Here is a 24,294-nt window from a genome sequence, read left to right on the forward strand (position 1 = left end):
GCGGCGAGAGCGTCGGCGGCCGTATGCCGGGCACGCGCGGTCTGCGGTCTCGTGGCCGCCGCCGATGCCGCTCCCACCGACCCTCGCCCGTGGCTTCGCGAGAGGGTGACGACACGGGCGAGGCTCGTGCTCGCGGCGAGAGCGTCGGCGGCCGTACGACGGGCACGCGCGGTCTGCGGTCACCTGGCCGCCGCCGATGCCGCTCCCACCGACCTGCGCCCGCGGCTCCAGCGGGTGCCGCTCCCACCGACCCTCGCCCGCGTTTCCAGCGGGTGTCGCTCGTGGGTCAGGGGCAGTGCGCGAGGCCCATGCGGAGCTTGAGCGCGACGACCCGTGTCACGGCGGCCGCGACCTGGTTGGCGAAGGCGCGGTCGGTGGCCATCCGCGCGGTGAGGGCCTCGTGCATGACGGGGATGTCGGACGGACGGGCCGTGAGGACGATGTCTCCGCCGGCGGTGATGAAGCGGGTGGCGCGCTGTCCCACCGGCACCTCTTCGACGCTCTTCGCTGCGCCGAGGTCGTCGGAGATGACGACGCCTCGGTAGCCGAGCTGGCGGCGGAGCAGGTCGGTGACGATGGCCCGGGAGAAGACGGCGTTGGTGCCGGGGTCGATCCGCGAGTAGATCGCCGACCCGACCATGACGAGCTCGGTGCCGTCGCGGACCGCGCGGGCGAACGGCCGGAGGTACGGATCCGTGGTCGTCGTCGTCCGGTCGGTGATCCCGGTGGCCGAGACGTCGGTGTTCTCGATGATCCGGCCGAGGCCGGGGAAGTGCTTGGCTGTGGTGGCCATCCCGCCGGCCCGCATCCCGGCCGCGAACGCCGCCGACATCGTCGCGACCCGGTCCGGGTCGCTGGAGTACTGCCGGTCGTAGTGCCCGATCGGGCCGTTGGCCCGCCCGAGCTCGCTCGGCACCGTGTCGGCCACCGGTGCGAGGTTGACGTTGACGCCGGCCGCCGCGAGCTCTCGTGCCCAGGTCCGCGCCGAGGCGGTGAGGGCACCCGGTGAGGACTGGCCCTGGACGAGGGCCGACGGCATACGACTGAATCCGGGCCCCCGCAGCTGCTGCACCTGGCCGCCCTCCTGGTCGGCCGCGAGGAGCAGGCCGAGGCCGGCGGTGTTCGCCGGCGAGGCGAGCCCCGCGAGATGGCGCGTCGTCGCCCGGACGGCATCGACGCCGGAGGTCCACCCGCCGAGGAGGATGACCCCACCGAGGTGGCGGCTCGCCACGAGGGTGTCGAGGCTGCGGCTCCCCGCGTCGGAGCCGAGGCCGACCATAAGCAGCTGGCCGGCGCGCTCGTCCGGCGACATCCGCGTGACGATGGCGGCCGCGCAGCCACCCGGGCCGGTGGGTTTCGGGGCGGCGGTCGTGGGTGCCGGTGCCGACGTGGGAATGGTGGTGCTCGGGGTCGGAGACTCCGTGGGGACGCTCGTCTGCTGCGACGTCGTGGCCGTCGGAGGGGACGTGGACGTCGGGGCTGGGGCCGGCCCGGCCGCGGTGCACCCGGCGACGGCGATGACGGCGAGCAAAATCGCTGCGCGGCGCGCGGCGCGGCCCGTAAGCATCGGCGTCGTCGCCGTGGATCTCGGGCGGGGCGGGTGCTGCACTCCTCGACCGTACCCGGACGGAGGCGGCCCACCGCGCACATCGACGTGTCATGAGGTCTTCGTGCTGGCCGGGTGTGGAGGGTACGTTGCGGCAGTGAGCCCTCAGCCCGTTCCCGTTGTCCTCGATGTCGACACCGGCGTCGACGACGCGTGCGCCCTTCTCCTCGCCGCGAGCCACCCCGACCTCGACCTGCGCGCGGTCACGTGCGTCGGCGGCAACGCTCCCGTCGACGACGTCGTGCGCAACACGCTCCTGGTCCTCCACACGGCCGGGCGCACGGACGTGCCCGTCGCGCGGGGCGCGGGGCGGCCCCTCCTCGAACACCCGGTCGATGCCCGACACGTCCACGGCAGTGACGGGATGGGCGACCTCGGGTGGGACCCCGCGCCGACGGTCCCCGACCCGCGCCACGCGGTCGAGCTCCTCCGGGACGTATGCCGCTCGGCGGCCTCCGAGGGCCGCCCGGTGACGCTCGTCCCCCTCGCGCCCCTCACCAACATCGCGCTCCTGCTGCGGACGTACCCGGACGTCGCCGGCGGCATCGAGCGGATCGTCTTCATGGGTGGCGCGGCGCACGTCGGCAACGCGACCGCGTCAGCGGAGTTCAACGTCTTCCACGACCCCGAGGCCGCGGCCGTCGTCCTCGAGGCGGCGGGCGAGCTCGGGATCGGGGTGACGATGTACGGCCTCGACGTCTTCTACGACCCGGTCGTGACGCGGGAGCAGGCGGCCGAGCTCATCGCCCGAGGCGGCCGCGGGCCGGCCGAGCTCGCGGGCCGGCTCATCGAGTTCCAGTGCGAGCGTTTCTCGCGCCGGGCGTCGACGATCGGCGACGCCGGCGCCGTGTGCGCGGTGCTCGACCCCTCGGCCCTGACGACGCAGGTCCTTCCGCTGCGCATCGAGCTGGCCGGCCACTGGTCCCGGGGTCGGACGATCGTCGACCGGCGCGACTGGAGCGGTGACCTGGCCCACGACCCCCATGGTGAGGCGCCGGTCCGCGTCGAGGTCGCGCTCGGGGTCGACGCGCACCGCTACGCCGACATCTGGCGCCGCACGGTCCTCGCGGCGGACGAGGCGAGGCGCTGATGGGTCGCGTCGTGGTCCTCGGGTCCCTCAACGTCGACATCGTCACCCTCGTGGAGCGACACCCCCGCCCGGGCGAGACCGTCCTCGGCGAGCCGGGAGGCCGTCTCGCAGGCGGCAAGGGCGCCAACCAGGCGCTGGCCGCCCATCGGGCCGGCGCCGACGTGACCATGGTCGGGGCGGTCGGCACGGACGAGGCGGCGACCGCCTACCTCCGCCGGCTCGAGGCTCATGGGATCGAGGCGGCGATCGCCCGCGTCGCCGCCCCCACCGGGACGGCTCTCATCACCGTTGACGAGGCCGGCGAGAACACGATCATCGTCGTCCCGGGCGCCAACGCGCTCCTCGACCCGCACGAGGTGCGGATCGGACCGGGTGACGTCCTCCTCGCGAGCCTCGAGGTCCCGCTCGGGACGGTGGCGCACGTGGCCCGGCGCGCCCACGCCGCCGGAGCCCGCGTCGTGCTCAACCTCTCCCCGTATGCCGCCCTCCCGCACGACGTCATCGCGCTCGCCGATCCCGTCGTCGTCAACGAGTCGGAGATGGCCCTGCTTGCCGACTCCGACCTCATGCCGGCCTCCGTCCTCGTCACGTTCGGGGCAGCCGGCGCGGCGTGGGGCGGGACCCGGGTGGACGGCATACCCGTGCCGGCTGACGAGGTCGTGGACACGGTCGGGGCGGGGGACGCCTTCGCGGGTGCCCTCGCCGCGGCGCTCGCCCGTGGCGCCGGACAGGAGGAGGCGCTCGAGGCGGCCAACGCGGCGGGCTCGGCCGCGGTCCGCTGGTCCGGGGCCCAGCCCGACGCGGCCCTCTGACCACGCGGCGCAGAGGCAGCCCCGCCCCGGCGTCCGCCGGCCACGCCACGCGCTTCCTTCTTCGCCGAACGAGTCGTTCGGTGACCGAAGACGTCGGTGCACCGGCGCGTTCGGCACCCCCCACAGCGTTCGACACCCTCCACAGCGTTCGACACCCTCCACAGCGTTCGACACCGAACGACTCGTTCGGTCGGCCGAGGCAGGGCGGGTCGGCGGGGAGCGGAGCGTTCCTCCGGGGGAGCGGAGGGGGCCTGGTTCAGCCCGGTGTGACGACGATCGCGACCTGGCCGCCCCCGATGCGGGTCAGCACGAGCGTCGCCTCGGAGCCACCCCTGCCGCGTCCGGTCATCTTCAGCTGCCGGCGCAGGACATCGGCGTCGAGAGTGACGCCGCGCTTCTTGATCGTCACCCGGTCATGGCCGTGGTCGCGCAGCCACCGGGCGAGATGCTTCGTCGACAGCGGCATCGCCTCGACGACCCTGAACCGCCGCGCCCACGGAACCTCGACCCCCGAGTGGCTCGAGACGTAGCCGACACCCGGCGCGACCTCGGCGCCGTCGACAGACGCCACGAGCGCACCGGTGAGACCGGCCCGGATGACGGCCCGGTCGGGTTCGTGGAGCCACTCGCCCACGTCGGCCACCGACCCGAGGTGGGGTGCCCCGGACCCCGGCGCGGCGTCGGCCTCGGTGACGACGTGCGTCGAACGCTCGTCGCAGACCGCCGCGGTGCGCCCCGGCGACTGGACGAGCGGACCCCACCAGACGGCGCACTCGAGGACCTCGCCGTGCCAGGAGGTCCACTGGGCCTCGGCACCTCTCGGGATCGACCCGTGGGGGAAGGCGGGGGAGAGCTTCGCGCCCGTCGCCGGCACCTCGGCGGCGAAGGCCAGCACCTGGCTCCACGACGGCGAGATCGCGTCGAGGGAGAAGACCCGCTTGGTCCGCCCGCGGATGTCCGCCACGCCGGCGACCCGGCGCGCCGGGTCGAGCCACACCCCGATGTGCCGCGCGCCCTCTCCGGCGGGCAGCCGCACGTCCTCGGCCCGGGCGCACGTCACCTCGGCCGAGGGCCAGTGCCGCAGGTTGACGGCGGCGATCCGGGCCGTCGTCGGGTCGGCGTCGACGGCGCGGACCTCGAGGTCGAGGCCGGCGAAGGCCATCGCGTCCGCGCCCAGCCCGCACCCGAGGTCGTGGACGACGCGAACCCCGGCAGCGGCATACCGGTGGGCGTGCCGTGCCGCGACGGCGAGGCGGGTCGCCTGCTCGAGGCCGTCGGGGGTGAAGAGCATGCCTGCGGCGAACTCGCCGAACTTGTCGACGGCCCGGGCGCGAAGCCGGGACTGGGTCATCGCGGCCGCGACGAGGTCGGCGTCGAAGCCTGCGTCGCGCAGCGCCGTCTGGAGGCCGAGCGAGGTGGCCTCGTCGTAGGGAGGGAGCGACTGCAGCAGGCTCCAGCCCTCGCTGTCCGCCAGCCGGTCGACCATCGCTGCGTCCATGGCCGCCATCCTGCCACCCGTGGGCGCGGTGATTTCTGGCACTCGACTTGACCGAGTGCTAACCGCCTACCTAGATTTCCTCTTGTTGGCACTCTCACACCGAAAGTGCCAGTGCACTCCAAGAGATCGGTCGACCCCCGCGACGGCGGCCAGCCTCGAAGAGCCACAGTCCGTAGTCCCATTTCCGACTGTCCCGAAGGGAAGGTCACCACCGTGTCGGTTTCCATCAAGCCGCTCGAAGACCGCATCGTCGTCAAGTCCCTCGAGGCCGAGAAGACCACCGCGTCCGGCCTCGTCATCCCGGACACCGCCAAGGAGAAGCCGCAGGAGGGCGAGGTCCTCGCTGTCGGCCCCGGCCGCTGGAACGAGGACGGCGACGAGCGCGTCCCGCTCGACGTCAAGGTCGGCGACAAGGTCATCTTCAGCAAGTACGGCGGCACCGAGGTCAAGTACGGCGGCGAGGAGTTCCTGATCCTCTCGGCGCGTGACGTCCTCGCCGTCATCGGCTGACCACGTCGTATGCCGTGAACGCACCCCGGTGAGCCCCCTCGGGGTCTTGCTGGGGTGCGTCTCGTTTCACCCCGGTCCGGCGCCAGATCGCGACGGACCCGGCCTCCCGCCACCGAACCACATGCACACCGAGCCAAAGGAACACCATGGCCAAGCAGCTGGAGTTTGACGACTCCGCCCGCAAGTCGCTCGAGCGCGGCGTCGACGCGCTCGCCAACGCCGTCAAGGTGACGCTCGGCCCCAAGGGCCGCAACGTCGTCATCGACAAGAAGTGGGGCGCCCCCACGATCACGAACGACGGCGTGACCATCGCCCGCGAGATCGAGCTCGAGGACCCCTACGAGAACATGGGCGCCCAGCTCGCGAAGGAGGTCGCGACCAAGACCAACGACGTCGCCGGTGACGGCACGACGACCGCGACGGTCCTCGCCCAGGCCATGGTCAAGGAGGGCCTGCGCAACGTCGCCGCGGGTGCCGCCCCGGCCGCCCTCAAGCGCGGCATGGACAAGGCCGTCACGGCCGTCAACGACGAGCTGCTCCGCATCGCCCGCGACGTCGAGGGCAAGGACGAGATCGCCTCCGTGGCGACCCTCTCGGCCCAGGACTCCACCCTCGGCGCCCTCATCGGCGAGGCCTTCGACAAGGTCGGCAAGGACGGCGTCATCACCGTCGAGGAGTCCTCGACGACCGCCACCGAGCTCGACTTCACCGAGGGCATGCAGTTCGACAAGGGCTACCTGTCGGCCTACTTCGTCACCGACACCGAGCGCATGGAGACCGTCCTCGAGGACGCCTACATCCTGATCAACCAGGGCAAGATCTCCGCGGTCGCCGAGGTCCTCCCGGTCCTCGAGAAGGTCGTCCAGTCGGGCAAGCCGCTCCTGATCATCGCCGAGGACGTCGACGGCGAGGCCCTCTCGACGCTCGTCGTCAACAAGATCCGCGGCACGTTCACCGTCGCCGCCGTCAAGGCTCCCGGCTTCGGCGACCGCCGCAAGGCCATGCTCCAGGACATCGCCATCCTCACCGGTGGCCAGGTCATCGCCGAGGAGGTTGGCCTCAAGCTCGACCAGGCCGACCTGACCGTCCTCGGCCAGGCCCGCCGCGTCGTGCTGACCAAGGACAACACGACGATCATCGACGGCGCGGGCGAGCAGTCCGAGGTCGCCGGCCGCGTCCACCAGATCAAGGCCGAGATCGAGCGCACCGACTCCGACTGGGACCGCGAGAAGCTCCAGGAGCGCCTCGCCAAGCTCGCCGGCGGCGTCTGCGTCATCAAGGTCGGCGCGCACACCGAGGTCGAGCTCAAGGAGAAGAAGCACCGCATCGAGGACGCGATCTCCGCGACGCGCGCCGCGATCGAGGAGGGCATCGTCGCCGGTGGCGGCACCGCCCTCATCCACGCCGCCTCCGCCATCGACGGGCTCGACCTCGTCGGTGACGAGGCCACCGGTGCGGCCATCGTCAAGAAGGCCGTCCAGGAGCCGCTCCGCTGGATCGCCGAGAACGCCGGCCTCCAGGGCTACGTCGTGACCTCGAAGGTCGCCGACCTGCCGCTCGGCCAGGGCCTCAACGCCGCGACGGGCGAGTACGGCGACCTCATCGCCGCCGGTGTCATCGACCCGGTCAAGGTGACCCGCTCGGCCCTGCGCAACGCGGAGTCGATCGCCTCGATGATCCTCACGACCGACACGCTCGTCGTCGACAAGCCGGAGGAGGAGGTCGCGGCCGGTGGCCACGGCCACGGCCACGGTCACTGACCGCGCCCACCCAGCGGCATACGGCGTGCTGACCCACGGGTGACCGGGTCGGACGCCCGACGCGGACGAGGGCCGCTCCCACTCGGGAGCGGCCCTCGTTCACGTCTCGGCCCGGTCAGCCGGTCCTCACCGGACGGATGCGGATGAGCCGGTGCGACGTCGCCTCGGGCGCGACGTCGTCAGGAGGCTGCCCTGATCGGCCCGTCGTAGAGGCTCTCGCGCTCGCCCTCCGTCAGGCCGCCCCAGACGCCGTACGGCTCGCGGACCTCGAGCGCGTGCGACCTGCACTCGGTGACGACCGGGCACGCTGCGCACACGGCCTTCGCCTCGGCATCGCGGTTACGCCGCCGAGGCCCGCGCTCACCCTCCGGGTGGAAGAACACCTCGGGGCTGACGCTGCGGCATGCCCCCGCGAGCTGCCAGTCCCACAGGTCCGCGATGGGTCCCGGGAGTCGGGTGATCTCTGCCATGTCCCTGTTCTTTCCGCTTGGGCGGCGGGGCCGCCGTTCGATCGCCTTCAGCGGCTCGCACCTGGGAGCCGCGGTTCGACGCTAACCGGGGCGGCGATCACGGAGAAAGAGCAGAACCTTCAAGAGTTGTTCAAGAAATGGCCAGTCAATGGCATGCTCGGGACAAGAGGTCGGACGCGGATCGCTCGCAGCGACATCGGAGGAGCACTAGCATGACCCGCAGGGCTGGACGCGTCATCGTGGTGTCTGTCGGCCGGCGCCGGCGCACCTAAACGGGAGTTCGGGGGACGGGATCACGCATGGCACGGAGCTGGCCGCGACGCGTCCGCGTAACGACTGACGCCGCCACCGCGATGGAGCAGGTGGACGCTTGCGTATCCCTCAGCGCCCTCGCGATGTCCGCCACGCACGATGACCGTGCCCGTGACGAACTCCTGACCCGGGTCAGAGAGATGGCCTTGAGGTACTGCCGCGTCCGCCTCGGACGGTTCGGCGCCGAGGACACCGCACAGGACGTCGCTCAGGAGGTGTGCATGGCTGTACTGACGGCCCTGCCGACCTACGAGGAGCGTGGCGTGCCGTTCGAGGCGTTCGTCTACACGGTCACCTCCCGCAGGCTCGCCGACGTCCAGCGCTCCGCGATGCGCGGACCGACCCCGATCGCCGAGATGCCCGACCAGGTCGACGACGGCCCGACCCCCGAGGCGGCCGCGCTCGTCCGGGACGAGGCCGCCCTCGCCCTCACCCTGATGCGGCGACTGCCCGACCAGCAGCGCGAGATCCTCATCCTCCGGGTCGCGGTCGGGCTCTCGACGGAGGAGACTGCGGCTGCGCTCGGTATGACGACGGGCGCGATCCGGGTCGCCCAGCACCGGGCCCTGGCCAAGCTGCGAGCGATGCTCGCCGAGATGCAGGCAGGTGATGTCGCATGAACGAGCCCACGCCGCTCAGCGACCTCGTCGCCGACGACCTGCTCCTCGACGCCCTCGGCCGTCGGGTCGACTGCGGCCACGACCCTCTCGCCTCCGTCCTCGGGGCGCTCGCGGTGCATGCCGACAGCCCCCTCGGCGGCGGCACCCCACGACGCGGGGGCTCCCGGAGACGGATCTTCACGACCTTCGCCGTCCTCGCGGTCGGGGCGACCGGTGCGGGAGTTGCCGCGGCGGTCACCCTGCCGCACCTCGGCGCAGGCCACGAGGCGCCCGAGATCTTCCGTGGGCGTCCGGGCAAGCCCGCCGTCACCGCGACCCAGACGGCTCCGCCCTTCGTCGGTGTCGTCGAGGCCCGCAAGGTCGGCGCCGGAACCTGGACCGTCGTCACCGACCCCGACGGCTCGGTCCAGGTCGTCCCGGGCGCTGGGGCCGACTCCCTGACCGGAGGCGCCGCGGCCGGCGCCACGTCCGTCGCCCCCGGCCCGGTCCCGAGCAGCTCGGGGTCAGCGGCGTCCACCGCGGCTCCGAAGGGGCAGGCCGACAAGAAGGGTCACCCCGCTCCGAGCGACGCCCCGGCCGCCGATGGCACGCAGTCGCAGGCGCCGGAGCAGGACGGATCGGGTGCCGCGCCCCAGTCCCTGGTCGGCCCCACCAAGACGGCCGGGCCGAGCGCGCCGGGCAGCACGGGTGGCGGATCGACCCCTCACGGCCAGGCGGCGCAGTCACTGCAGTCGACCTCCGGCCAGGGCCAGAACTCCGGGCAGGCGCAGCACTCGGTCACGGGCCAAGGTGTCGGCGAGCCAGCGGCGGCGATCCCGTCCCAGGCCGCGAGCCGGGCGGCCCAGGGGGCCGAGGACGCAGACTCGTCAGTGGAGCAGCCGCCGTCCCTCCCGGTGCCGCCCGTCAGGGTCCCGTTCCTCCCCACCGCGAGCGCGCCCCTGCCGTCCATGTTCCTCCCGTACCTGCCCTTCCCGACGGGGCGTTGACGGTCGCCCGACCCGTCGAGCGACGGTCGGAGGGCCGGTCGGAGCGGCCCTCACGCTGTCCTAGAATTGGCGAATGAGTCTCGGATCGTCTGACGTGCCCGCCCCGTTCGCCCAGCTCGGCCTGACATACGACGACGTCCTCCTGCTCCCGGGATACAGCGACCTCGCGCCCAACGACATCGACACGACCACCCGCCTCACCCGCGAGCTGTCGATCAGGACCCCCCTCATCTCCGCGGCGATGGACACCGTCACCGAGGCACGGATGGCGATCGCGATGGCGCGCCAGGGCGGCATCGGGGTCCTGCACCGCAACCTCTCGATCGCCGACCAGGCCTACCAGGTCGACCTCGTCAAGCGGACCCAGACGGGGATGATCTCCAACCCGATCGTCATCGGTCCGGACGCGACCCTCGAGGAGCTCGACCAGCTCTGCGGCGAGTACCGCGTGTCGGGCCTGCCGGTCGTGGACGGCGACAAGCTGCTCATCGGCATGGTCACCAACCGCGACCTGCGCTTCACGCCGGTCGCCGAGTGGGCGACGACGCTGGTGCGCGACGTCATGACCCCCATGCCGCTGATCACGGGCCACGTCGGCATCAGCCGCGAGGAGGCCACGGCCCTCCTGCGTCAGCACAAGCGCGAGCGCCTGCCGCTCGTCGACGACGAGGGCCACCTGACCGGCCTCATCACGGTCAAGGACTTCGTCAAGAGCGAGCAGTTCCCCAACGCGAGCAAGGACGGCGACGGTCGCCTCATGGTGGGCGCCGCGATCGGCTACTTCGGCGACGCGTGGGAGCGGGCGACGACGCTCATCGAGGCCGGGGTCGACGTCCTCGTCGCCGACACGGCGCACGGTTACGTCCGGATGCTCCTCGAGATGGTCGAGCGCCTCAAGAAGGACCCGGCGACCCGTCACGTCCAGGTCATCGGCGGAAACGTCGCGACGCGAGAAGGCGCGCAGGCGTTCGTCGACGCGGGCGCCGACGCCGTCAAGGTCGGGGTCGGCCCGGGCTCGATCTGCACGACCCGGATCGTCACCGGCGTCGGCGCGCCGCAGATCACCGCGGTCCACGCGGCCTCGCTGGCCTGCAAGCCGGCCGGCGTCCCGGTCATCGCCGACGGTGGGCTGCAGTACTCCGGCGACATCGCCAAGGCGATCGTCGCGGGCGCCGACGCCGTCATGATCGGCTCGCTCCTCGCTGGCTGCGAGGAGAGCCCCGGCGAGCTGATCTTCGTCAACGGCAAGCAGTTCAAGAGCTACCGGGGCATGGGCTCGCTCGGCGCGATGAGCTCGCGCGGCAAGAAGTCCTACTCCAAGGACCGCTACTTCCAGGCCGAGGTCGAGTCCGACGACAAGATCGTCCCCGAGGGCATCGAGGGCCGCGTCGCCTACCGCGGTCCGCTCTCTGCGGTCGCCCACCAGATGGTCGGCGGCCTGCGCCAGTCGATGTTCTACGTCGGCGCCCGCACGGTCCCCGAGCTGCAGGAGAAGGGCCAGTTCGTCCGGATCACGTCGGCGAGCCTCAAGGAGAGCCACCCGCACGACATCCAGGGCATCGTCGAGGCCCCCAACTACTCGGTCGGCTGACCGCAGCCGCCGCCGACCCACCCGCCGATTCGATGTATCTGCGCGAGCCTGGGCACGCGCGGATACATCGAATCGGGGTCGATAGGATCGGCCGGTGACCGAGATCGAGATTGGCCGAGGCAAGCGCGGGCGCCGCGCATACTCCTTCGACGACATCGCCGTCGTGCCCTCGCGGCGCACGCGCGACCCGGAGGAGGTCTCGGTCTCGTGGCAGATCGACGCCTACCACTTCGACCTGCCCGTCATGGCGGCGCCGATGGACTCGGTCGTCTCGCCCGACACGGCGATCCGGCTCGGGCAGCTCGGGGCCCTTCCCGTTCTCGACCTCGAGGGCCTCTGGACCCGCTACGACGACCCGACGCCGATCCTCGAGGAGATCGCCGCGCTCGAGCCGGGCTCGGCCACGGCCCGGATGCAGCAGATCTACGCCGAGCCGATCAAGCCCGAGCTGATCACCGAGCGCCTGCGCGAGCTGCGTGAGGCGGGCGTGACCGTCGCGGGCGCGCTCTCGCCGCAGCGCACCCAGCAGCACTGGAAGACGGTCGTCGACGCGGGCGTCGACCTCTTCGTCATCCGCGGCACGACCGTCTCGGCCGAGCACGTGTCCGGCCGGGCCGAGCCGCTCAACCTCAAGCGGTTCATCTACGAGCTCGACGTGCCGGTGATCGTCGGCGGCGCGGCCTCCTACACCGCTGCGCTCCACCTCATGCGCACGGGCGCCGCGGGCGTCCTCGTCGGCTTCGGCGGGGGAGCGGCCCACACGACCCGCAAGGCCCTCGGCATCCACGCCCCCATGGCGTCCGCCGTCGCCGACGTCGCCGCCGCCCGTCGCGACTACCTCGACGAGTCGGGCGGTCGTTACGTCCACGTCATCGCCGACGGCGGGGTCGGCACGTCCGGCGACATCGTCAAGGCGATCGCCTGCGGCGCCGACGCGGTGATGCTCGGCGCGGCCCTGGCGCGCGCGACCGACGCGCCGGGTGGCGGGTACCACTGGGGACCCGAGGCGCACCATCCCGAGCTCCCCCGCGGCGAGCGGATCGCCCTGGGCTCCCAGGCCTCCCTCGAGGAGATCCTCTTCGGCCCTGGGCGTCACGCCGACGGGACGACCAACGTGATCGGAGCCCTCCGGCGCGCCATGGCGACGACCGGGTACTCCGACGTCAAGGAGTTCCAGCGCGTCGAGGTCGTCGTCTCGCCGTACAACCTCACCTGACGGGCCCACTCAGACGCGGGGTCGAGCCGCGGAGACTGGCTGGTTACCGACGGTAGCCTCGCCCGCCGGTGCCGCCTAGAGTGTGCGCCATGCAGCAGTACGACCACGACGTCGTCGTCATCGGCTCGGGTTTCGGCGGCTCGGTCGCCGCGCTCCGCCTCGCGGAGAAGGGATACCGCGTCCACGTCTACGAGGCCGGGCGTCGCTTCGAGGACGAGGACTTCGCCCGCACGAGCTGGGACGTCCGCCGCTACCTCTGGGCCCCACGTCTCGGCTGCTACGGCGTGCAGCGGATCCACCGGCTCCCGCACTGCATCGTCCTCGGCGGTGCCGGCGTGGGCGGCGGCTCGCTCAACTACGCCAACACGCTCTACGTCCCGCCCGAGCCGTTCTTCCGCGACCGGCAGTGGGGACACATCACCGACTGGCGCTCCGAGCTCGCCCCGCACTACGCGACGGCCCAGCGGATGCTCGGGGTCGTCACCAACCCGTGCGAGGGACCCGTCGAGCAGCTCATGCGCGAGACGGCGAAGGACCTCGGCGTCGGCGAGACCTTCCGCAAGACCCCGGTCGGTGTCTTCTTCGGCGAGCCGGGTCGCCGGGTCGCCGACCCGTACTTCGGCGGGGAGGGGCCGGCCCGGACCGGCTGCACCGAGTGCGGCAACTGCATGGTCGGCTGCCGGGTCGGGGCCAAGAACACCCTCGTCAAGAACTACCTCGCCCTCGCGGAGCGGCGCGGGGTCACGGTCGAGCCGCTCCGGACGGTGACCTCCGTGCGCCCGCTCGACCCCGAGGCACCCGCTCAGGGGTATGCGGTGACGACCGTCCGGACGGGAACCTGGGGTCGTCGCCGGGCCGGCTCCCAGACGGTGACGGCCGGGCAGGTCGTGTTCGCTGCCGGGGCGTGGGGGACGGCCGAGCTCCTCCAGGCGATGAAGTCGGACGGTCTGCCTCACGTCTCCGACCGGCTCGGCGAGCTGACGAGGACCAACTCGGAGGCGCTCGGGGGCGTCATGACCACGCGGGTCCCCGAAGGCATCGACCTCACCCGGGGCGTCGCCATCACGTCGAGCTTCCACGTCGACGACCGGACCCATGTCGAGAACGTCCGCTACGGCCGCGGGTCCAACCTCATGGGGTCCCTCGCCACCGTGCAGGTCGACGGCGGCGGCGCTGTCCCGCGGTTCGTCCGGTTCGCCGGCCAGGTCGTGCGCCATCCCGTCGTGTTCGCCCGCTCGCTGTCGACCCGGCGCTGGAGCGAACGCTCGGTCATCGCCCTGGTCATGCAGACGAGCGACAACTCCATCACCGTTCGTCGCAAGCGCGGGCTGCTCGGCTGGCGGCTCACGTCCGAGCAGGGTCACGGCGAGCCCAACCCCACGTACATCCCCCAGGGCAACGAGGCTGTCCGGGCCCTCGCACGCGGCCTCGAACGCCTGACCGGGGTGCGGACCCGGCCGGGGTCGTCGATCGGCGAGGTCTTCGACATCCCGATGACGGCCCACTTCATCGGGGGAGCGGTCATCTCCGACTCGCCCGAGACCGGGGTCGTCGACCCGTACCACCGGGTCTGGGGCTACCCGGGCCTGCACGTCGTCGACGGGTCGGCGATCTCGGCCAACCTGGGCGTCAACCCCAGCCTGACCATCACGGCCCAGGCCGAGCGGGCCATGTCGATGTGGCCTGTCCAGGGCGAGACCGACGCACGGCCGGCCCAGGGCGAGCCCTATCGCCTCGTCGACGCCTGACCGGACCTCCCGGCGGCTGACGCACGCTCGGCCGGGCGACGAGCGAGACGGCCCACCCCCCTGGTGGACCGTCTCGTTCGTCGTGCCCCGCCGTGAGCGGCCCGGAGGCCGGTCAGCTCGTCAGCTCGTCAGCTCGTCAGCTCGGCCGCCGGCTGGGGCTCGTCGCGCCACGACCGCCACAGGGCGGCATAGGCGCCGTCGGCCCGGAGCAGCTCGTCGTGCGAGCCGATCTCGCTGATGAGCCCGTCCTCGACGACGCAGACCCGATCGGCGTCGTGCGCCGTCATGAGCCGGTGCGCGATGGCGACCACGGTCCGACCCTCGACGACGGCCGCGAGCGATCGCTCGAGGTGCCGGGCCGCCCGCGGGTCGAGGAGCGAGGTCGCCTCGTCGAGCACGAGGGTGTGCGGGTCGGCGAGGACGAGCCGGGCGAGCGCGAGCTGCTGGGCCTGCGGCTCGGTCAGGCGGTGGCCGCCGGACCCGACGACCGTGTCGAGTCCCTCCGGCAGCTCCTCGGCCCAGGTGCGGGCATCGACGGCCTCGAGCGCCTCGAGCAGCTGCTCGCGTGGCGCCTCGGGCCGGGCGAGGCGGAGGTTGTCCTCGAGCGTCCCGACGAAGACGTGGTGCTCCTGCGTCACGAGCGCGACCTGGCCCCTCAGCTGCGCCAGCTCGAGGTCGACGAGCCGCACGCCCCCGACCTCGACCCGGCCCTCGCGAGGCCCGTCGATGCCCGCCATGAGCCGCCCGAGGGTCGACTTGCCGGCACCCGACGGCCCGACGATCGCGAGGCGCTCGCCGGGGGCGAGGTCGAGGGAGACACCGCGCAGGACGTCGCGCCCGGCCCGGTAGGAGTAGTGGACGTCCTCGACCTCGAGGCGGTGGTCGCGCGGCTCCTCGCCCGACGGCGACCGGTCCGGCGGGACGTCGGCGATGCCGATGACCCGGGCGAGCGACGTGGCCCCGACCTGGATCTCGTCGAGCCACGAGATGAGCTCGTCGAGCGGTCCGGCCATCTGCTGGACGTAGAGCGCCACCGCGGTGACGGTGCCCGCCGTCGCGAGGTCGCGGCTGATGAGCCAGCCGCCCCAGAGCAGGGTCACCGCGACGGGGGCGAAGAAGGCGAACTCGACCGCAGGGAACCATCGCATGCGCAGGCCCAGTGTGTAGAGCTCGGCGTCGTAGCAGTCACCCAGGGCCTCGTCCATGCGGCGGCGCCGCCGACGACCGAGCCCCAGCGCGTCGACCGTGCGGGCGCCGTCGGCCGACTCGGTCACGACCCCACCGAGCACGGCATACGTCGCCCGCTCGCGGAGGTAGCCGTCGGGGGCGAGACGCAGGTAGCGGCGCGTGGACACCCAGAGGATCGGCACGCCGACGAGGATCGGCAGGGCGACCATCCATCCCGTCAGGAAGGCCGCGACGACGGTGATGGCCGTCGTCACGGCACCGACGAAGATCGACGGGATGCCGAATCGGATGACGTGGGAGAGCGCCTCGACGTCGTTCGTCGTCCGCGACACGAGGTCGCCCGTGCCGGCGCGCTCGACCGTCGAGAGCGGCAGCTCGACGACGCGTCCCATGAACTGCTCGCGGAGCTCTGCGAACACCGTCTCGCCCATGACGAACGAGGCCCGTCTGGCGAACCACGTGACGACGGTCTGGACGACGACGGCAGCCGCGATCCCGAACGCCAGCCGGTTGACGACCTCGAGCGACCGGCCGCCGCTGATCTCGTCGACGAGCAGGCCGATGGCGCGCGGCGCCACGAGGGCGGCCATGGCGGCCACCGCGTGCAGGCCGACGACGGTGACCAGGCTGCGGCGGTGACGGCGGAGCAGGCCTCGCGTATGGGCACGCACGGAGTCCATGTCGGCGACGGGCAGGGTGCGCGTCGCGGGTGCGGGCGTCGCGGTCATCAGTCCTCCTCTCCTCGGACGACGGTTCGTCGGTAGTCCGGCCGGGTGGCCATGAGCTGCTCGTGGGGACCCTCGGCGGCGACCCGGCCGCCATCGAGGAACACGACGTGGTCGGCCCGGTCGAGGATGAGCGGGCTGGCGCTCATGACGACCGTCGTCCGACCCGCCCGGGCCTCGGCGAGGCGGGCGGCGATGCGGGCCTCGGTGTGGGCATCGACGGCACTGGTCGGCTCGACGAGGACGAGGGTCTCGGCGTCGGTGAGCAGGGCCCGGGCGAGGGCGAGGCGCTGGCGCTGCCCGCCCGAGAAGGCGCGGCCGCGCTCCTCGACCTCGTTGTCGAGTCCGCCGGGGAGGGCCTCGAGCACGTCGCCGCCGCTCGCGACGTCGAGGGCAGCGAGGATCCGGGCGTCGTCGTGCTCGCCGAGGGGATCGAGCTCGTCGCGCAGCGTCCCCGTGAACAGGCGCGGGTCGGTCTCGGACACGACGATCCGGCGGCGCAGCTCTGCGAGCGGCGCGTCGGCGAGACGGGTCCCGTTGAGTCGTGCGTCCGTCTCGTCGGGCCCGAACCGTCCGAGCCGGTCGGCGAGCGCCGCGGACTCCTCGGGACGGGCGGAGACGACCACCGTGAGGCGGCCCGGCTCGATGCCGACCCCGCTCGCCGGGTCGACGAGCCGCGCCGGATGGGACGGCAGGGCCTGCGGCTGCTCCGGCTCGGTCTGGTCGGGGGCGACCGTCAGCACCCGGATCAGCTTGCGGGCGCCGATGTGCGCCCGGGTCGTCCGGTCGACCATCTCCGTGGCGGTCCGCAGCGGCACGACGAGGAAGGCGGTGTAGCCGTAGAACGCGACGAGCTGGCCGGCCGTGATCTGCCCCTCGACCGCGAAGCGGGCGCCGAGCCAGACGACGACGAGGACGAAGGCCCCGGGCAGGAGGACCTGGGCCGCGTCGAGGGCGGCCTGGTAGCCGGCCACCCGGTTGCCGACGGTGCGCACGGCCTGGGACTGGGCGGCATACCGCGTGAGGAAGGTCTGCTCGCCGCCGATGCCGCGCAGGACGCGCAGGCCCGCGACGGTGTCGGCGCCGAGGCCGATGAGCTTGCCGGCCTCCTCGCGCTGGGCGAGCTGGCGGGCCTGGAGCGGACGGACGATGAAGGTGAGGCAGCCGACGAGGACCGGCACGCCGACGAGCACGACGAGACCGAGCGGTGTGGAGGCCTGCAGCAGGATGAGGGCGACGACGACGTAGCTGACGATCGCCCCCGCGAAGCGGGCCACGATGTCGTAGACCCCGCCGATCCGCATCGAGTCGGACGAGACCGTGGCGACGACGTCGCCGGTCGGCACGGTCCGGGTCAGGGCCTCGCCGGTGTCGGCGGCCTTGTGGCCGATGAGCTGGGCCGACCGGAACGCGCCCTGCAGCCAGTTCATGACCGCGTACTTGTGCCGCCACGCCCCGGCCAGGGCGCTGACGACGACGAGGCCGACGAGCGCGGAGCACCACCGCAGCAGGGCGCCGCGGTCGCCCCCGATGACGCCCTCGTCGATGGCCCGGCTCACGGCCGCCGGGAAGAGCGCCTGGCTGACCATCCAGACGATGCCGAAGGCCATCGCGACGGCGAGGGTGCGGCGCTGACCGCGACCGACCCAGAGCAGGTAGCGGGTCGGGCTCGACAGGTCAGGGGTTCCCGGGTCGGCGTGGGGGAGGCGGATCACTCGTTCGACGGTACGAGGCGGCGGTGACGTTTTCATCCTATTTTCGGCGGGCGCGCTCACGGCCGACACCCTAGGATCTCAAGCCCGCTCGAGGTCAATCGGCGGAGACGCCGCGGTTCGGCGTCGGTTCGGGGGCGGGTCGGCCGGCTTCGCCACGTGACTTACCCTTGAGGGGTGTTCCGCGGCCTGCTCACCCCACGCTGGCTGGGCCGGTTGGTCGGGCTGGTCGTCGTCGTGGCTGCTTGCGTCGTCCTCGGGCTCTGGCAGCTCGGCGTCGCACGCGACGAGGGCCGCAAGCAGGCGATCGAGGCGGCCGCCGCTCTGCCGCGCGCGCCGCTCTCCCAGCTCACCCGGCCGCACTCCGCGTTCGAGGCCGAGTTCTCCAACCGGCCCGTCTCCGTCACGGGGACGTATGCCGCCGAGCGCACCATCGTCGTCGTCGACCGTCGGCTGGACGGCCGGGTCGGGTCGTGGGTCGTCACGCCGCTCGTCACGGATACGGGTGTCGTCCCGGTCCTGCGCGGGTTCGTCGACGGCACGCCGACGACGCCGCCTCCAACGCCGCCCGGCCGGGTGACGGTCCTCGGAACCCTCGGGCCGGGCGAGTCCCCGCAGTACGGTGCCGCCCTGCCGGCGCACCAGGCCCGCGCGATCGACCTCGCTGCCCTCGTCAACCAGTGGCCCGGTGACCTTTACAACGTCGTCGTCCTCGCCTCGACCGAGTCCGGCCCCGACGGCGTCCTCCCGGAGTCCGCCGTGACCCGGGTCCCACCGCCCGAGGCTCCCTCCCAGCTCAACCTGCGCAACGCGGCCTACGCGCTGCAGTGGTGGGTCTTCGGAGTCTTCGCCATCGTCATGTGGTGGAAGATGTTTCGAGCAGAGCAGCAGGCGCCTCCTGCGCCCGCCCCCCGGAAGGAAGAAGTCCGCGCGTGAGCACGTACCCAATGCACCTCGCCAAGCCGAAGCAGATCCGTTCGGCCCTGGCGATCTACCGCGTCATGGCGATCGTCGCCGGTATCGCGCTGTTCATCCTCATCGCCGAGATGGTCATGAAGTACGGCTTCGACCAGAAGAACTTCCTCACCGAGAACTGGAGCTACATCCACGGCTTCATCTACATGGGGTACGCCGCTGCGGTCGCCAACCTCGGCCTCAAGGCGGCGTGGGGCCTCAAGCGGATCGTGCTCAACCTGCTGGCCGGCTTCGTCCCCGTCGTGCCCTGGGTCGCCGAGCACCGCAACACCATCGAGACCAACGCGCTCCTCTCACGCGCCTACGTCGCCGGAGAGCCCGAGCCCGCCTGAGGGGCTCGGCCCGGCCCAGCGGCATACGGGCGTGGAGAGGGTCGCCGGAGCGAGCCGATAGGCTGGCGCCCGTGAGCGAAGCGCACCCGACCGACCTCCAGAGCCACCCCGTCCTCGTCGTCGACTTCGGCGCACAGTACGCCCAGCTGATCGCCCGGCGCGTCCGCGAGGCCCGCGTCTACAGCGAGGTCGTCCCGCACTCGATGTCCGTCGCCGACATGCTCGCGAAGGACCCCGCGGCGATCATCCTCTCCGGCGGGCCGAGCTCCGTCTACGAGGCCGGCGCGCCCTCGCTCGACCCGGCGCTGCTCGAGGCGGGGGTGCCCGTCTTCGGCATGTGCTACGGCTTCCAGGCCATGTCGCAGGCCCTCGGCGGGACCGTCGCCCGCACCGGCGCTCGCGAGTACGGCAAGACCGACGCGGCCATCAGCGACACGACCTCGACGCTCTTCGACGGCCAGCCGGGCGCTCAGGTGGTCTGGATGTCCCACGGAGACTCCGTCACCGTCGCCCCGGAGGGCTGCGCCGTCACGGCCTCCACCGCCGGGACGCCCGTCGCGGCCATCGAGGACGACGACCGCCGCCTCTACGGCGTGCAGTGGCACCCCGAGGTCCTCCACTCCGAGCAGGGCCAGCGCGTCCTCGAGAACTTCCTCTGGAAGGGCGCCGGTATCGAGCCGTCGTGGACGGCCTCCAACGTCGTCGAGGACCTCGTCGAGACGATCCGCGAGCAGGTCGGGCAGGACCGCGTCCTCTGCGCCCTCTCCGGCGGGGTCGACTCCTCCGTCGCGGCCGCCCTCGTCCAGAAGGCCGTCGGCGACCAGCTCACCTGCGTCTTCGTCGACCACGGCCTCCTGCGCGAGGGCGAGGCGGAGCAGGTCGAGAAGGACTTCGTCGAGGCGACGGGCGTCGACCTCGTCGTCGTCGACGCGCGCGAGCGCTTCCTGACGGCCCTCGCCGGCGTCACCGACCCGGAGACGAAGCGCAAGATCATCGGCGAGCAGTTCATCCGCGTCTTCGAGCAGGCCGCTCGGGACGTCGTCCACGACCGGGGCGACGTGGAGCACCCGGTCAAGTGGCTCGTCCAGGGCACCCTCTACCCCGACGTCGTCGAGTCCGGCGGCGGCGAGGGCGCCGCCAACATCAAGAGCCACCACAACGTCGGCGGGCTACCCGACGACCTCCAGTTCCAGCTCGTCGAGCCGCTGCGGACGCTCTTCAAGGACGAGGTCCGCCAGGTCGGCCTCGAGCTCGGCGTGCCCGAGGTCATCGTCTGGCGCCAGCCGTTCCCCGGCCCGGGGCTCGGCATCCGCATCATCGGCGAGGTCACGGCCGACCGCCTTGCTCTGCTCCGCCGCGCCGACGCGATCGCCCGCGAGGAGCTGACCAAGGCCGGTCTCGACCGCGACATCTGGCAGTGCCCGGTCGTGCTCCTCGCGGACGTCCGCTCGGTCGGCGTCCAGGGCGACGGCCGGACCTACGGCCACCCGGTCGTGCTGCGTCCCGTCGCGTCCGAGGACGCGATGACCGCCGACTGGGCGCGGGTGCCCTACGACGTCCTCGCGACGATCTCGACCCGCATCACCAACGAGGTCGAAGAGGTCAACCGTGTCGTTCTCGACGTCACGAGCAAGCCGCCGGGCACCATCGAGTGGGAGTGAGCGGGGGCGCGTCCGCCCCCTGACCGGGGCCCACGACGTATGCCGCCGGGCCGGGTCGGGGGAGCCCCCGCCGTCAGCGGCCGGTTGCCGCGATGTAGGTGCCGGCGTTGCTCAGCGGGTTGAGCAGGACCGCGGGGGCAAGGCAGCGCTCCGGCAGCGTGACGCGCGCGTCGAGGACGGCGTCGCCCGCGGCACTGAACGGCACCGGCCCCGTCATGGCCACGATCGCGTCGTTGCACGCGACGCTCGCCGACAGGCTCCCGAGGGGGTTGTTGCCCCGCGTGGGGATGATGAGGCCCTCGACCTCGACGTGCAGGTCGCCGTTCGCGCGCAGCCGGGCGGTCCCCTCGGAGATGACCCATGGCGCGCCGCCACGCGTCAGGCCGAAGAGGGGCGGATCCGACAGGATGCTGCCCTGGAGGGGCGCCCGGAGGATGTCGGCTCGAGAGCCCGGCTCCGGAGACGCGGACGCGCCGGAGGCGGCAAGGCCGGCGGCGGCCAGCAGGGCACCGGCGAGAAAGGACGCAGGACGGGACAGGCGTGGCATGACATCTCGTTTCGTCGGACCGGGTGGGGAGATCCCTCCCGTGAAGACGGTGTGCCCCGGCTTCCGGTTCACAGGGCGCTGTCACCACCCGGTCAGGGGCCGTGCAGGCGCGACGGGCAGGTTTGCGGCACGCCTGCCCGCGACCGGGCTGGGCGGACGGAAGAGCGGCATACGACAGTTAGGGTTGCCCCCATGTGTGGCATTGCTGGTTATCACGGACTCGAGGCGGACGAGGCGCTCCTGCGCCGGATGAACGGCTGCCAGCACCACCGGGGCCCGGACGGCGAGGGCATCGTCGTCGACGGTCCGGTCGGGCTCGCCCACCGGCGACTGTCCGTCATCGACCTCGACCGGGGCCTGCAGCCGATGTCCACGTCCGACGGCCGCTACACCGTCATCTACAACGGCGAGGTCTACAACTACAGGGAACTGCGCACCGAGCTCGAGGGCCTCGGCCACACCTTTGTCACCGAGTCCGACACCGAGGTCGCGCTCGAGGCCTACGCCGAGTGGGGCGAGCAGGCCTTCGACCGCTTCAACGGCATGTTCGGGATCGCCGTCTGGGACCGTGAGACCCAGACGCTCACCCTGGCGCGCGACCACTTCGGCATCAAGCCCGTCTACGTGTGCCGGGTGCCGGGCGCGGGTGCCGACGGGAGCGACGCGTGGCTCTTCTCGAGCGAGCTGCGGGCGATCATCGAGAGCGGCCACTACGACCGCCGGCCCAACGACCGGACGATCTACCGCTACCTGCGTTTCCGCGTCCACGACGACGGCCGCGAGACCTTCTTCGACGGGATCGAGAGGCTCGAGCCGGGCGAGCTGATGACGATCTCGGCCGCAGGCGTCGAGCGCCGGCTGTACACCCGCCTGCGCGAGGAGCTCGCCGAGCTCTCCGCCGTCCAGCGCCCCTACGACGACGCCGCGGTCGCCGAGTTCCGCACCCGCCTCGTCGAGGCGGTCCGCCTGCGCCTGCGCTCGGACGTGCCGGTCGGCACCTCGCTCTCCGGCGGCCTCGACAGCTCTGCGGTCGCCGTCATCATCAACCGGCTCCTCGGCGAGGGCGACACCGCGTCCACCGCCGCCGTCGGCGTACGCCAGAACACCTTCTCGGCCGTCTTCCCCGGCTCGGTCAACGACGAGGAACGCTACGTCGACGCCGTCCTCGAGGCCTGCACCGGCAACGTCGCGTCGCACAAGGTCACGCCGACCCCGTCGGAGTTCAAGGAGGACCTGCTCGAGTTCGTCCGGACGCAGGAGGAGCCGCTCATCTCGAGCGGGCCCTACGCCCAGTTCCAGGTGATGCGCGAGGCGGCCCAGCATGTCACCGTCCTGCTCGACGGGCAGGGCGCCGACGAGATGATGGCCGGCTACGTCCCGCACTACCTCGTCTACCTGCGCCAGCTGCGCGCGCAGGGCGCGACGAAGGCCGCGGCCGAGCTGGCCCGGTCGCTCGACGTCCTCTACCGGCTCGGCCGGTCGCGGCTGCGCGCGACGGTTCGCCGCCGTGCGCAGATCCCCACGACCCAGCTGCTCGACCGGGCCTTCGTCTCTGCCCACGCGGCGGAGCGCTACACGCCCGAGGCGGCCAACCTCAAGAAGCGCCTCATCGAGGACATCTACGTCGGCTCGCTGCCCTCGCTGTTGCGCTACGAGGACCGCAACACGATGCACTTCTCGCTCGAGGGCCGGGTGCCCTTCCTCGACAAGGAGCTCGTCCGCTTCCTCTTCAGCCTCTCCGACGAGGCGATCATCAGGGAGGGCTGGAACAAGCGGATCCTGCGCGACGCCACCCGCGGGCTGCTGCCCGACTCGATCAACCGGCGGCGCAACAAGATCGGCTTCACGACACCCCAGTCCGAGTGGTTCATGCGCCTCAAGAACCACTTCTACGGCATCTTCCTCTCGGAGTCGTTCGCCACGCGTCCGTACTTCGAGCAGACCGAGGTGCTCCACGCCTTCGAGGGCTGGATCCAGGGCAGCAACGACGTCGACTCGATGACGTTCTGGCGCCTGATCAACCTCGAGCTCTGGCTGCGGGAGTTCTTCGACGAGAAGCCGGAGGAGGTGCCGACCCCGCGGATCAAGACCGACTACGAGCCCAATGCCCGCAAGCAGCTCGACCTGACGCTCGCGGACGGCCGCGTCGTGCGGCGTTACCCGTTGCGGACCGACCTCTTCGCCCGGGAGGACGAGCTCGACGAGAAGGCGCTGTCCTACGTCGACCGGTTCTTCGCAGGGCTTCCCGAGGCCGGACCCGATCACGCAGCGCCGACCTCGGGCCGCTGGTACTACTTCATCTCCGAGAAGATCGTCGCGATCACCCAGGGCCGCTCGTACTTCATCTGGGACATCAAGGTGAGCCGGTCCGCCCGGGTCCTCTCGCGCTACGTCACGCGGACGCCGGCCGGCATCGGGCTCGGCTCGCCCTTCACGATGCAGCTCGCCATCCAGGAGGCCGGCCTGCCGCGTGTGGTCTACGCCGCGGCGGGTGGTGCCGTCGGCAAGCTCGTCGGCAAGCGGGGGCTCTTCTACGAGCTCGTGGGCGGCGACATCCGCGCCATCGACGGCCCGACCGAGTACTCCGTCTACCCGGCCAACGTCTCGGCCAAGCTCGCGCCCAAGGACCCCGACGACGTCGCGGCCCGTCTCTCGGCCGCGATCCGAGCCCGCCTGCCTGAGCCGTACCGCTCGACCTTCGGCGGGACCGTCGTCATGGACGCCAACGACATCGGGCGCAACGTCCTCGGCAAGGATGCGCCGGGCCCGAAGGAGTACTACGAGGCGATGTTCGCCGACAACCCGCTCGGACAGGGTTCGGAGCAGACGCCCATGGCCATCGTCTTCGAGCAGCCTTCGGCCTGAGACCTTCTCGTATGCCGCTGGGCCGGGACCGCGCCCCAGGAGGGCGGATTCAAGGGGTCATCGCAACACC

Annotated in this window: 19 protein-coding genes; 13 read left to right on the top strand and 6 right to left on the bottom strand. The window is 72.2% G+C overall.

Annotated elements, in window-relative coordinates:
• Positions 1-286 precede the first annotated feature (286 nt).
• Positions 287-1,312, bottom strand: a complete 1,026-nt coding sequence (locus N865_RS18690; protein ID WP_245603842.1) for a glycoside hydrolase family 3 N-terminal domain-containing protein — start codon at positions 1,310-1,312, stop codon at positions 287-289.
• 391 nt (positions 1,313-1,703) lie between these two features.
• Here N865_RS18690 and N865_RS18695 point away from each other — a divergent pair, with 391 nt between their 5' ends.
• Together N865_RS18695 and N865_RS18700 are read left to right on the top strand one after the other, a co-directional pair.
• A complete protein-coding gene (locus tag N865_RS18695) occupies positions 1,704-2,696 on the top strand; it encodes a nucleoside hydrolase (protein WP_034809318.1) in 993 nt (330 codons plus the stop codon).
• Positions 2,696-3,508 carry a PfkB family carbohydrate kinase gene (locus tag N865_RS18700; protein WP_034809319.1) on the top strand — a complete coding sequence of 271 codons (813 nt, stop codon included), beginning with the start codon at positions 2,696-2,698 and terminating at the stop codon, positions 3,506-3,508. The genes N865_RS18695 and N865_RS18700 overlap by 1 nt, the downstream gene beginning before the upstream one ends.
• A 256-nt stretch (positions 3,509-3,764) precedes the next feature.
• Here N865_RS18700 and N865_RS18705 read toward each other — a convergent pair whose 3' ends face one another.
• On the bottom strand, positions 3,765-5,006 hold the full coding sequence (locus N865_RS18705; RefSeq protein WP_034809320.1) for a class I SAM-dependent methyltransferase: 1,242 nt from the start codon (positions 5,004-5,006) through the stop codon (positions 3,765-3,767).
• 213 nt (positions 5,007-5,219) lie between these two features.
• On the opposite strand from N865_RS18705, the gene groES reads away from it, so the two are divergent.
• Positions 5,220-5,516, top strand: coding sequence for a co-chaperone GroES (gene groES, locus N865_RS18710; RefSeq protein WP_034809321.1), 297 nt, complete (start codon positions 5,220-5,222; stop codon positions 5,514-5,516).
• Between the two features lie 146 nt (positions 5,517-5,662).
• The gene (groL, locus tag N865_RS18715; RefSeq protein ID WP_034809325.1) at positions 5,663-7,276 is read left to right on the top strand and encodes a chaperonin GroEL; all 1,614 of its coding nucleotides are present in this window, start codon (positions 5,663-5,665) and stop codon (positions 7,274-7,276) included.
• Positions 7,277-7,455: 179 nt separating this feature from the next.
• Here groL and N865_RS18720 read toward each other — a convergent pair whose 3' ends face one another.
• A complete protein-coding gene (locus tag N865_RS18720) occupies positions 7,456-7,746 on the bottom strand; it encodes a WhiB family transcriptional regulator (RefSeq protein ID WP_034809327.1) in 291 nt (96 codons plus the stop codon).
• Between the two features lie 395 nt (positions 7,747-8,141).
• Here N865_RS18720 and N865_RS18725 point away from each other — a divergent pair, with 395 nt between their 5' ends.
• The 5 genes from N865_RS18725 to N865_RS18745 all read left to right on the top strand — a co-directional run bounded on the left by N865_RS18725 (position 8,142) and on the right by N865_RS18745 (position 14,219).
• The gene (locus N865_RS18725; protein ID WP_281173515.1) at positions 8,142-8,678 is read left to right on the top strand and encodes a sigma-70 family RNA polymerase sigma factor; all 537 of its coding nucleotides are present in this window, start codon (positions 8,142-8,144) and stop codon (positions 8,676-8,678) included.
• Positions 8,675-9,664: a hypothetical protein gene (locus tag N865_RS18730; RefSeq protein WP_034809331.1), complete on the top strand. Its 990-nt coding sequence runs from the start codon at positions 8,675-8,677 to the stop codon at positions 9,662-9,664. The genes N865_RS18725 and N865_RS18730 overlap by 4 nt, the downstream gene beginning before the upstream one ends.
• A gap of 73 nt (positions 9,665-9,737) precedes the next feature.
• The gene (gene guaB, locus N865_RS18735; protein WP_034809333.1) at positions 9,738-11,255 is read left to right on the top strand and encodes an IMP dehydrogenase; all 1,518 of its coding nucleotides are present in this window, start codon (positions 9,738-9,740) and stop codon (positions 11,253-11,255) included.
• Between the two features lie 94 nt (positions 11,256-11,349).
• Positions 11,350-12,471: a GuaB3 family IMP dehydrogenase-related protein gene (locus tag N865_RS18740; RefSeq protein WP_034809334.1), complete on the top strand. Its 1,122-nt coding sequence runs from the start codon at positions 11,350-11,352 to the stop codon at positions 12,469-12,471.
• 89 nt (positions 12,472-12,560) lie between these two features.
• Positions 12,561-14,219: a GMC oxidoreductase gene (locus tag N865_RS18745; RefSeq protein ID WP_034809336.1), complete on the top strand. Its 1,659-nt coding sequence runs from the start codon at positions 12,561-12,563 to the stop codon at positions 14,217-14,219.
• Positions 14,220-14,347: 128 nt separating this feature from the next.
• Here the strand turns inward: N865_RS18745 and N865_RS18750 are convergent, their stop codons facing one another.
• Together N865_RS18750 and N865_RS18755 are read right to left on the bottom strand one after the other, a co-directional pair.
• Positions 14,348-16,135, bottom strand: coding sequence for an ABC transporter ATP-binding protein (locus N865_RS18750; RefSeq protein ID WP_034809338.1), 1,788 nt, complete (start codon positions 16,133-16,135; stop codon positions 14,348-14,350).
• Positions 16,135-17,847, bottom strand: a complete 1,713-nt coding sequence (locus tag N865_RS18755) for an ABC transporter ATP-binding protein (protein ID WP_211244930.1) — start codon at positions 17,845-17,847, stop codon at positions 16,135-16,137. Before N865_RS18755 ends, N865_RS18750 begins: the two co-directional genes overlap by 1 nt.
• A gap of 174 nt (positions 17,848-18,021) precedes the next feature.
• On the opposite strand from N865_RS18755, the gene N865_RS18760 reads away from it, so the two are divergent.
• From N865_RS18760 to guaA, 3 genes are all read left to right on the top strand, one after another.
• A complete protein-coding gene (locus N865_RS18760; protein WP_034809341.1) occupies positions 18,022-18,780 on the top strand; it encodes an SURF1 family protein in 759 nt (252 codons plus the stop codon).
• The gene (locus N865_RS18765) at positions 18,777-19,151 is read left to right on the top strand and encodes a DUF3817 domain-containing protein (protein WP_034809343.1); all 375 of its coding nucleotides are present in this window, start codon (positions 18,777-18,779) and stop codon (positions 19,149-19,151) included. The genes N865_RS18760 and N865_RS18765 overlap by 4 nt, the downstream gene beginning before the upstream one ends.
• Before the next feature lie 71 nt (positions 19,152-19,222).
• Positions 19,223-20,812 carry a glutamine-hydrolyzing GMP synthase gene (guaA, locus tag N865_RS18770; protein WP_034809346.1) on the top strand — a complete coding sequence of 530 codons (1,590 nt, stop codon included), beginning with the start codon at positions 19,223-19,225 and terminating at the stop codon, positions 20,810-20,812.
• 73 nt (positions 20,813-20,885) lie between these two features.
• Here guaA and N865_RS18775 read toward each other — a convergent pair whose 3' ends face one another.
• Positions 20,886-21,359, bottom strand: coding sequence for a hypothetical protein (locus N865_RS18775; protein ID WP_034809349.1), 474 nt, complete (start codon positions 21,357-21,359; stop codon positions 20,886-20,888).
• Between the two features lie 192 nt (positions 21,360-21,551).
• Between N865_RS18775 and asnB the strand changes: the two genes are divergently transcribed.
• On the top strand, positions 21,552-24,224 hold the full coding sequence (gene asnB, locus N865_RS18780) for an asparagine synthase (glutamine-hydrolyzing) (RefSeq protein WP_034809351.1): 2,673 nt from the start codon (positions 21,552-21,554) through the stop codon (positions 24,222-24,224).
• Positions 24,225-24,294: the final 70 nt, after the last annotated feature.

This window comes from Intrasporangium oryzae NRRL B-24470 (assembly GCF_000576595.1).
Classification (GTDB): domain Bacteria; phylum Actinomycetota; class Actinomycetes; order Actinomycetales; family Dermatophilaceae; genus Intrasporangium_C; species Intrasporangium_C oryzae.

Coding starts and splice junctions, on each gene's coding strand:
- N865_RS18720 (WP_034809327.1), bottom strand. CDS start 7,746: ATGGCAGAGATCACCCGACTCCCGGGACCCATCGCGGACCTGTGGGAC.
- N865_RS18750 (WP_034809338.1), bottom strand. CDS start 16,135: ATGACCGCGACGCCCGCACCCGCGACGCGCACCCTGCCCGTCGCCGAC.
- N865_RS18775 (WP_034809349.1), bottom strand. CDS start 21,359: ATGCCACGCCTGTCCCGTCCTGCGTCCTTTCTCGCCGGTGCCCTGCTG.
- N865_RS18690 (WP_245603842.1), bottom strand. CDS start 1,312: ATGTCGCCGGACGAGCGCGCCGGCCAGCTGCTTATGGTCGGCCTCGGC.
- guaB (WP_034809333.1), top strand. CDS start 9,738: ATGAGTCTCGGATCGTCTGACGTGCCCGCCCCGTTCGCCCAGCTCGGC.
- groL (WP_034809325.1), top strand. CDS start 5,663: ATGGCCAAGCAGCTGGAGTTTGACGACTCCGCCCGCAAGTCGCTCGAG.
- N865_RS18705 (WP_034809320.1), bottom strand. CDS start 5,006: ATGGACGCAGCGATGGTCGACCGGCTGGCGGACAGCGAGGGCTGGAGC.
- N865_RS18725 (WP_281173515.1), top strand. CDS start 8,142: ATGTCCGCCACGCACGATGACCGTGCCCGTGACGAACTCCTGACCCGG.
- N865_RS18745 (WP_034809336.1), top strand. CDS start 12,561: ATGCAGCAGTACGACCACGACGTCGTCGTCATCGGCTCGGGTTTCGGC.
- N865_RS18730 (WP_034809331.1), top strand. CDS start 8,675: ATGAACGAGCCCACGCCGCTCAGCGACCTCGTCGCCGACGACCTGCTC.
- asnB (WP_034809351.1), top strand. CDS start 21,552: ATGTGTGGCATTGCTGGTTATCACGGACTCGAGGCGGACGAGGCGCTC.
- N865_RS18700 (WP_034809319.1), top strand. CDS start 2,696: ATGGGTCGCGTCGTGGTCCTCGGGTCCCTCAACGTCGACATCGTCACC.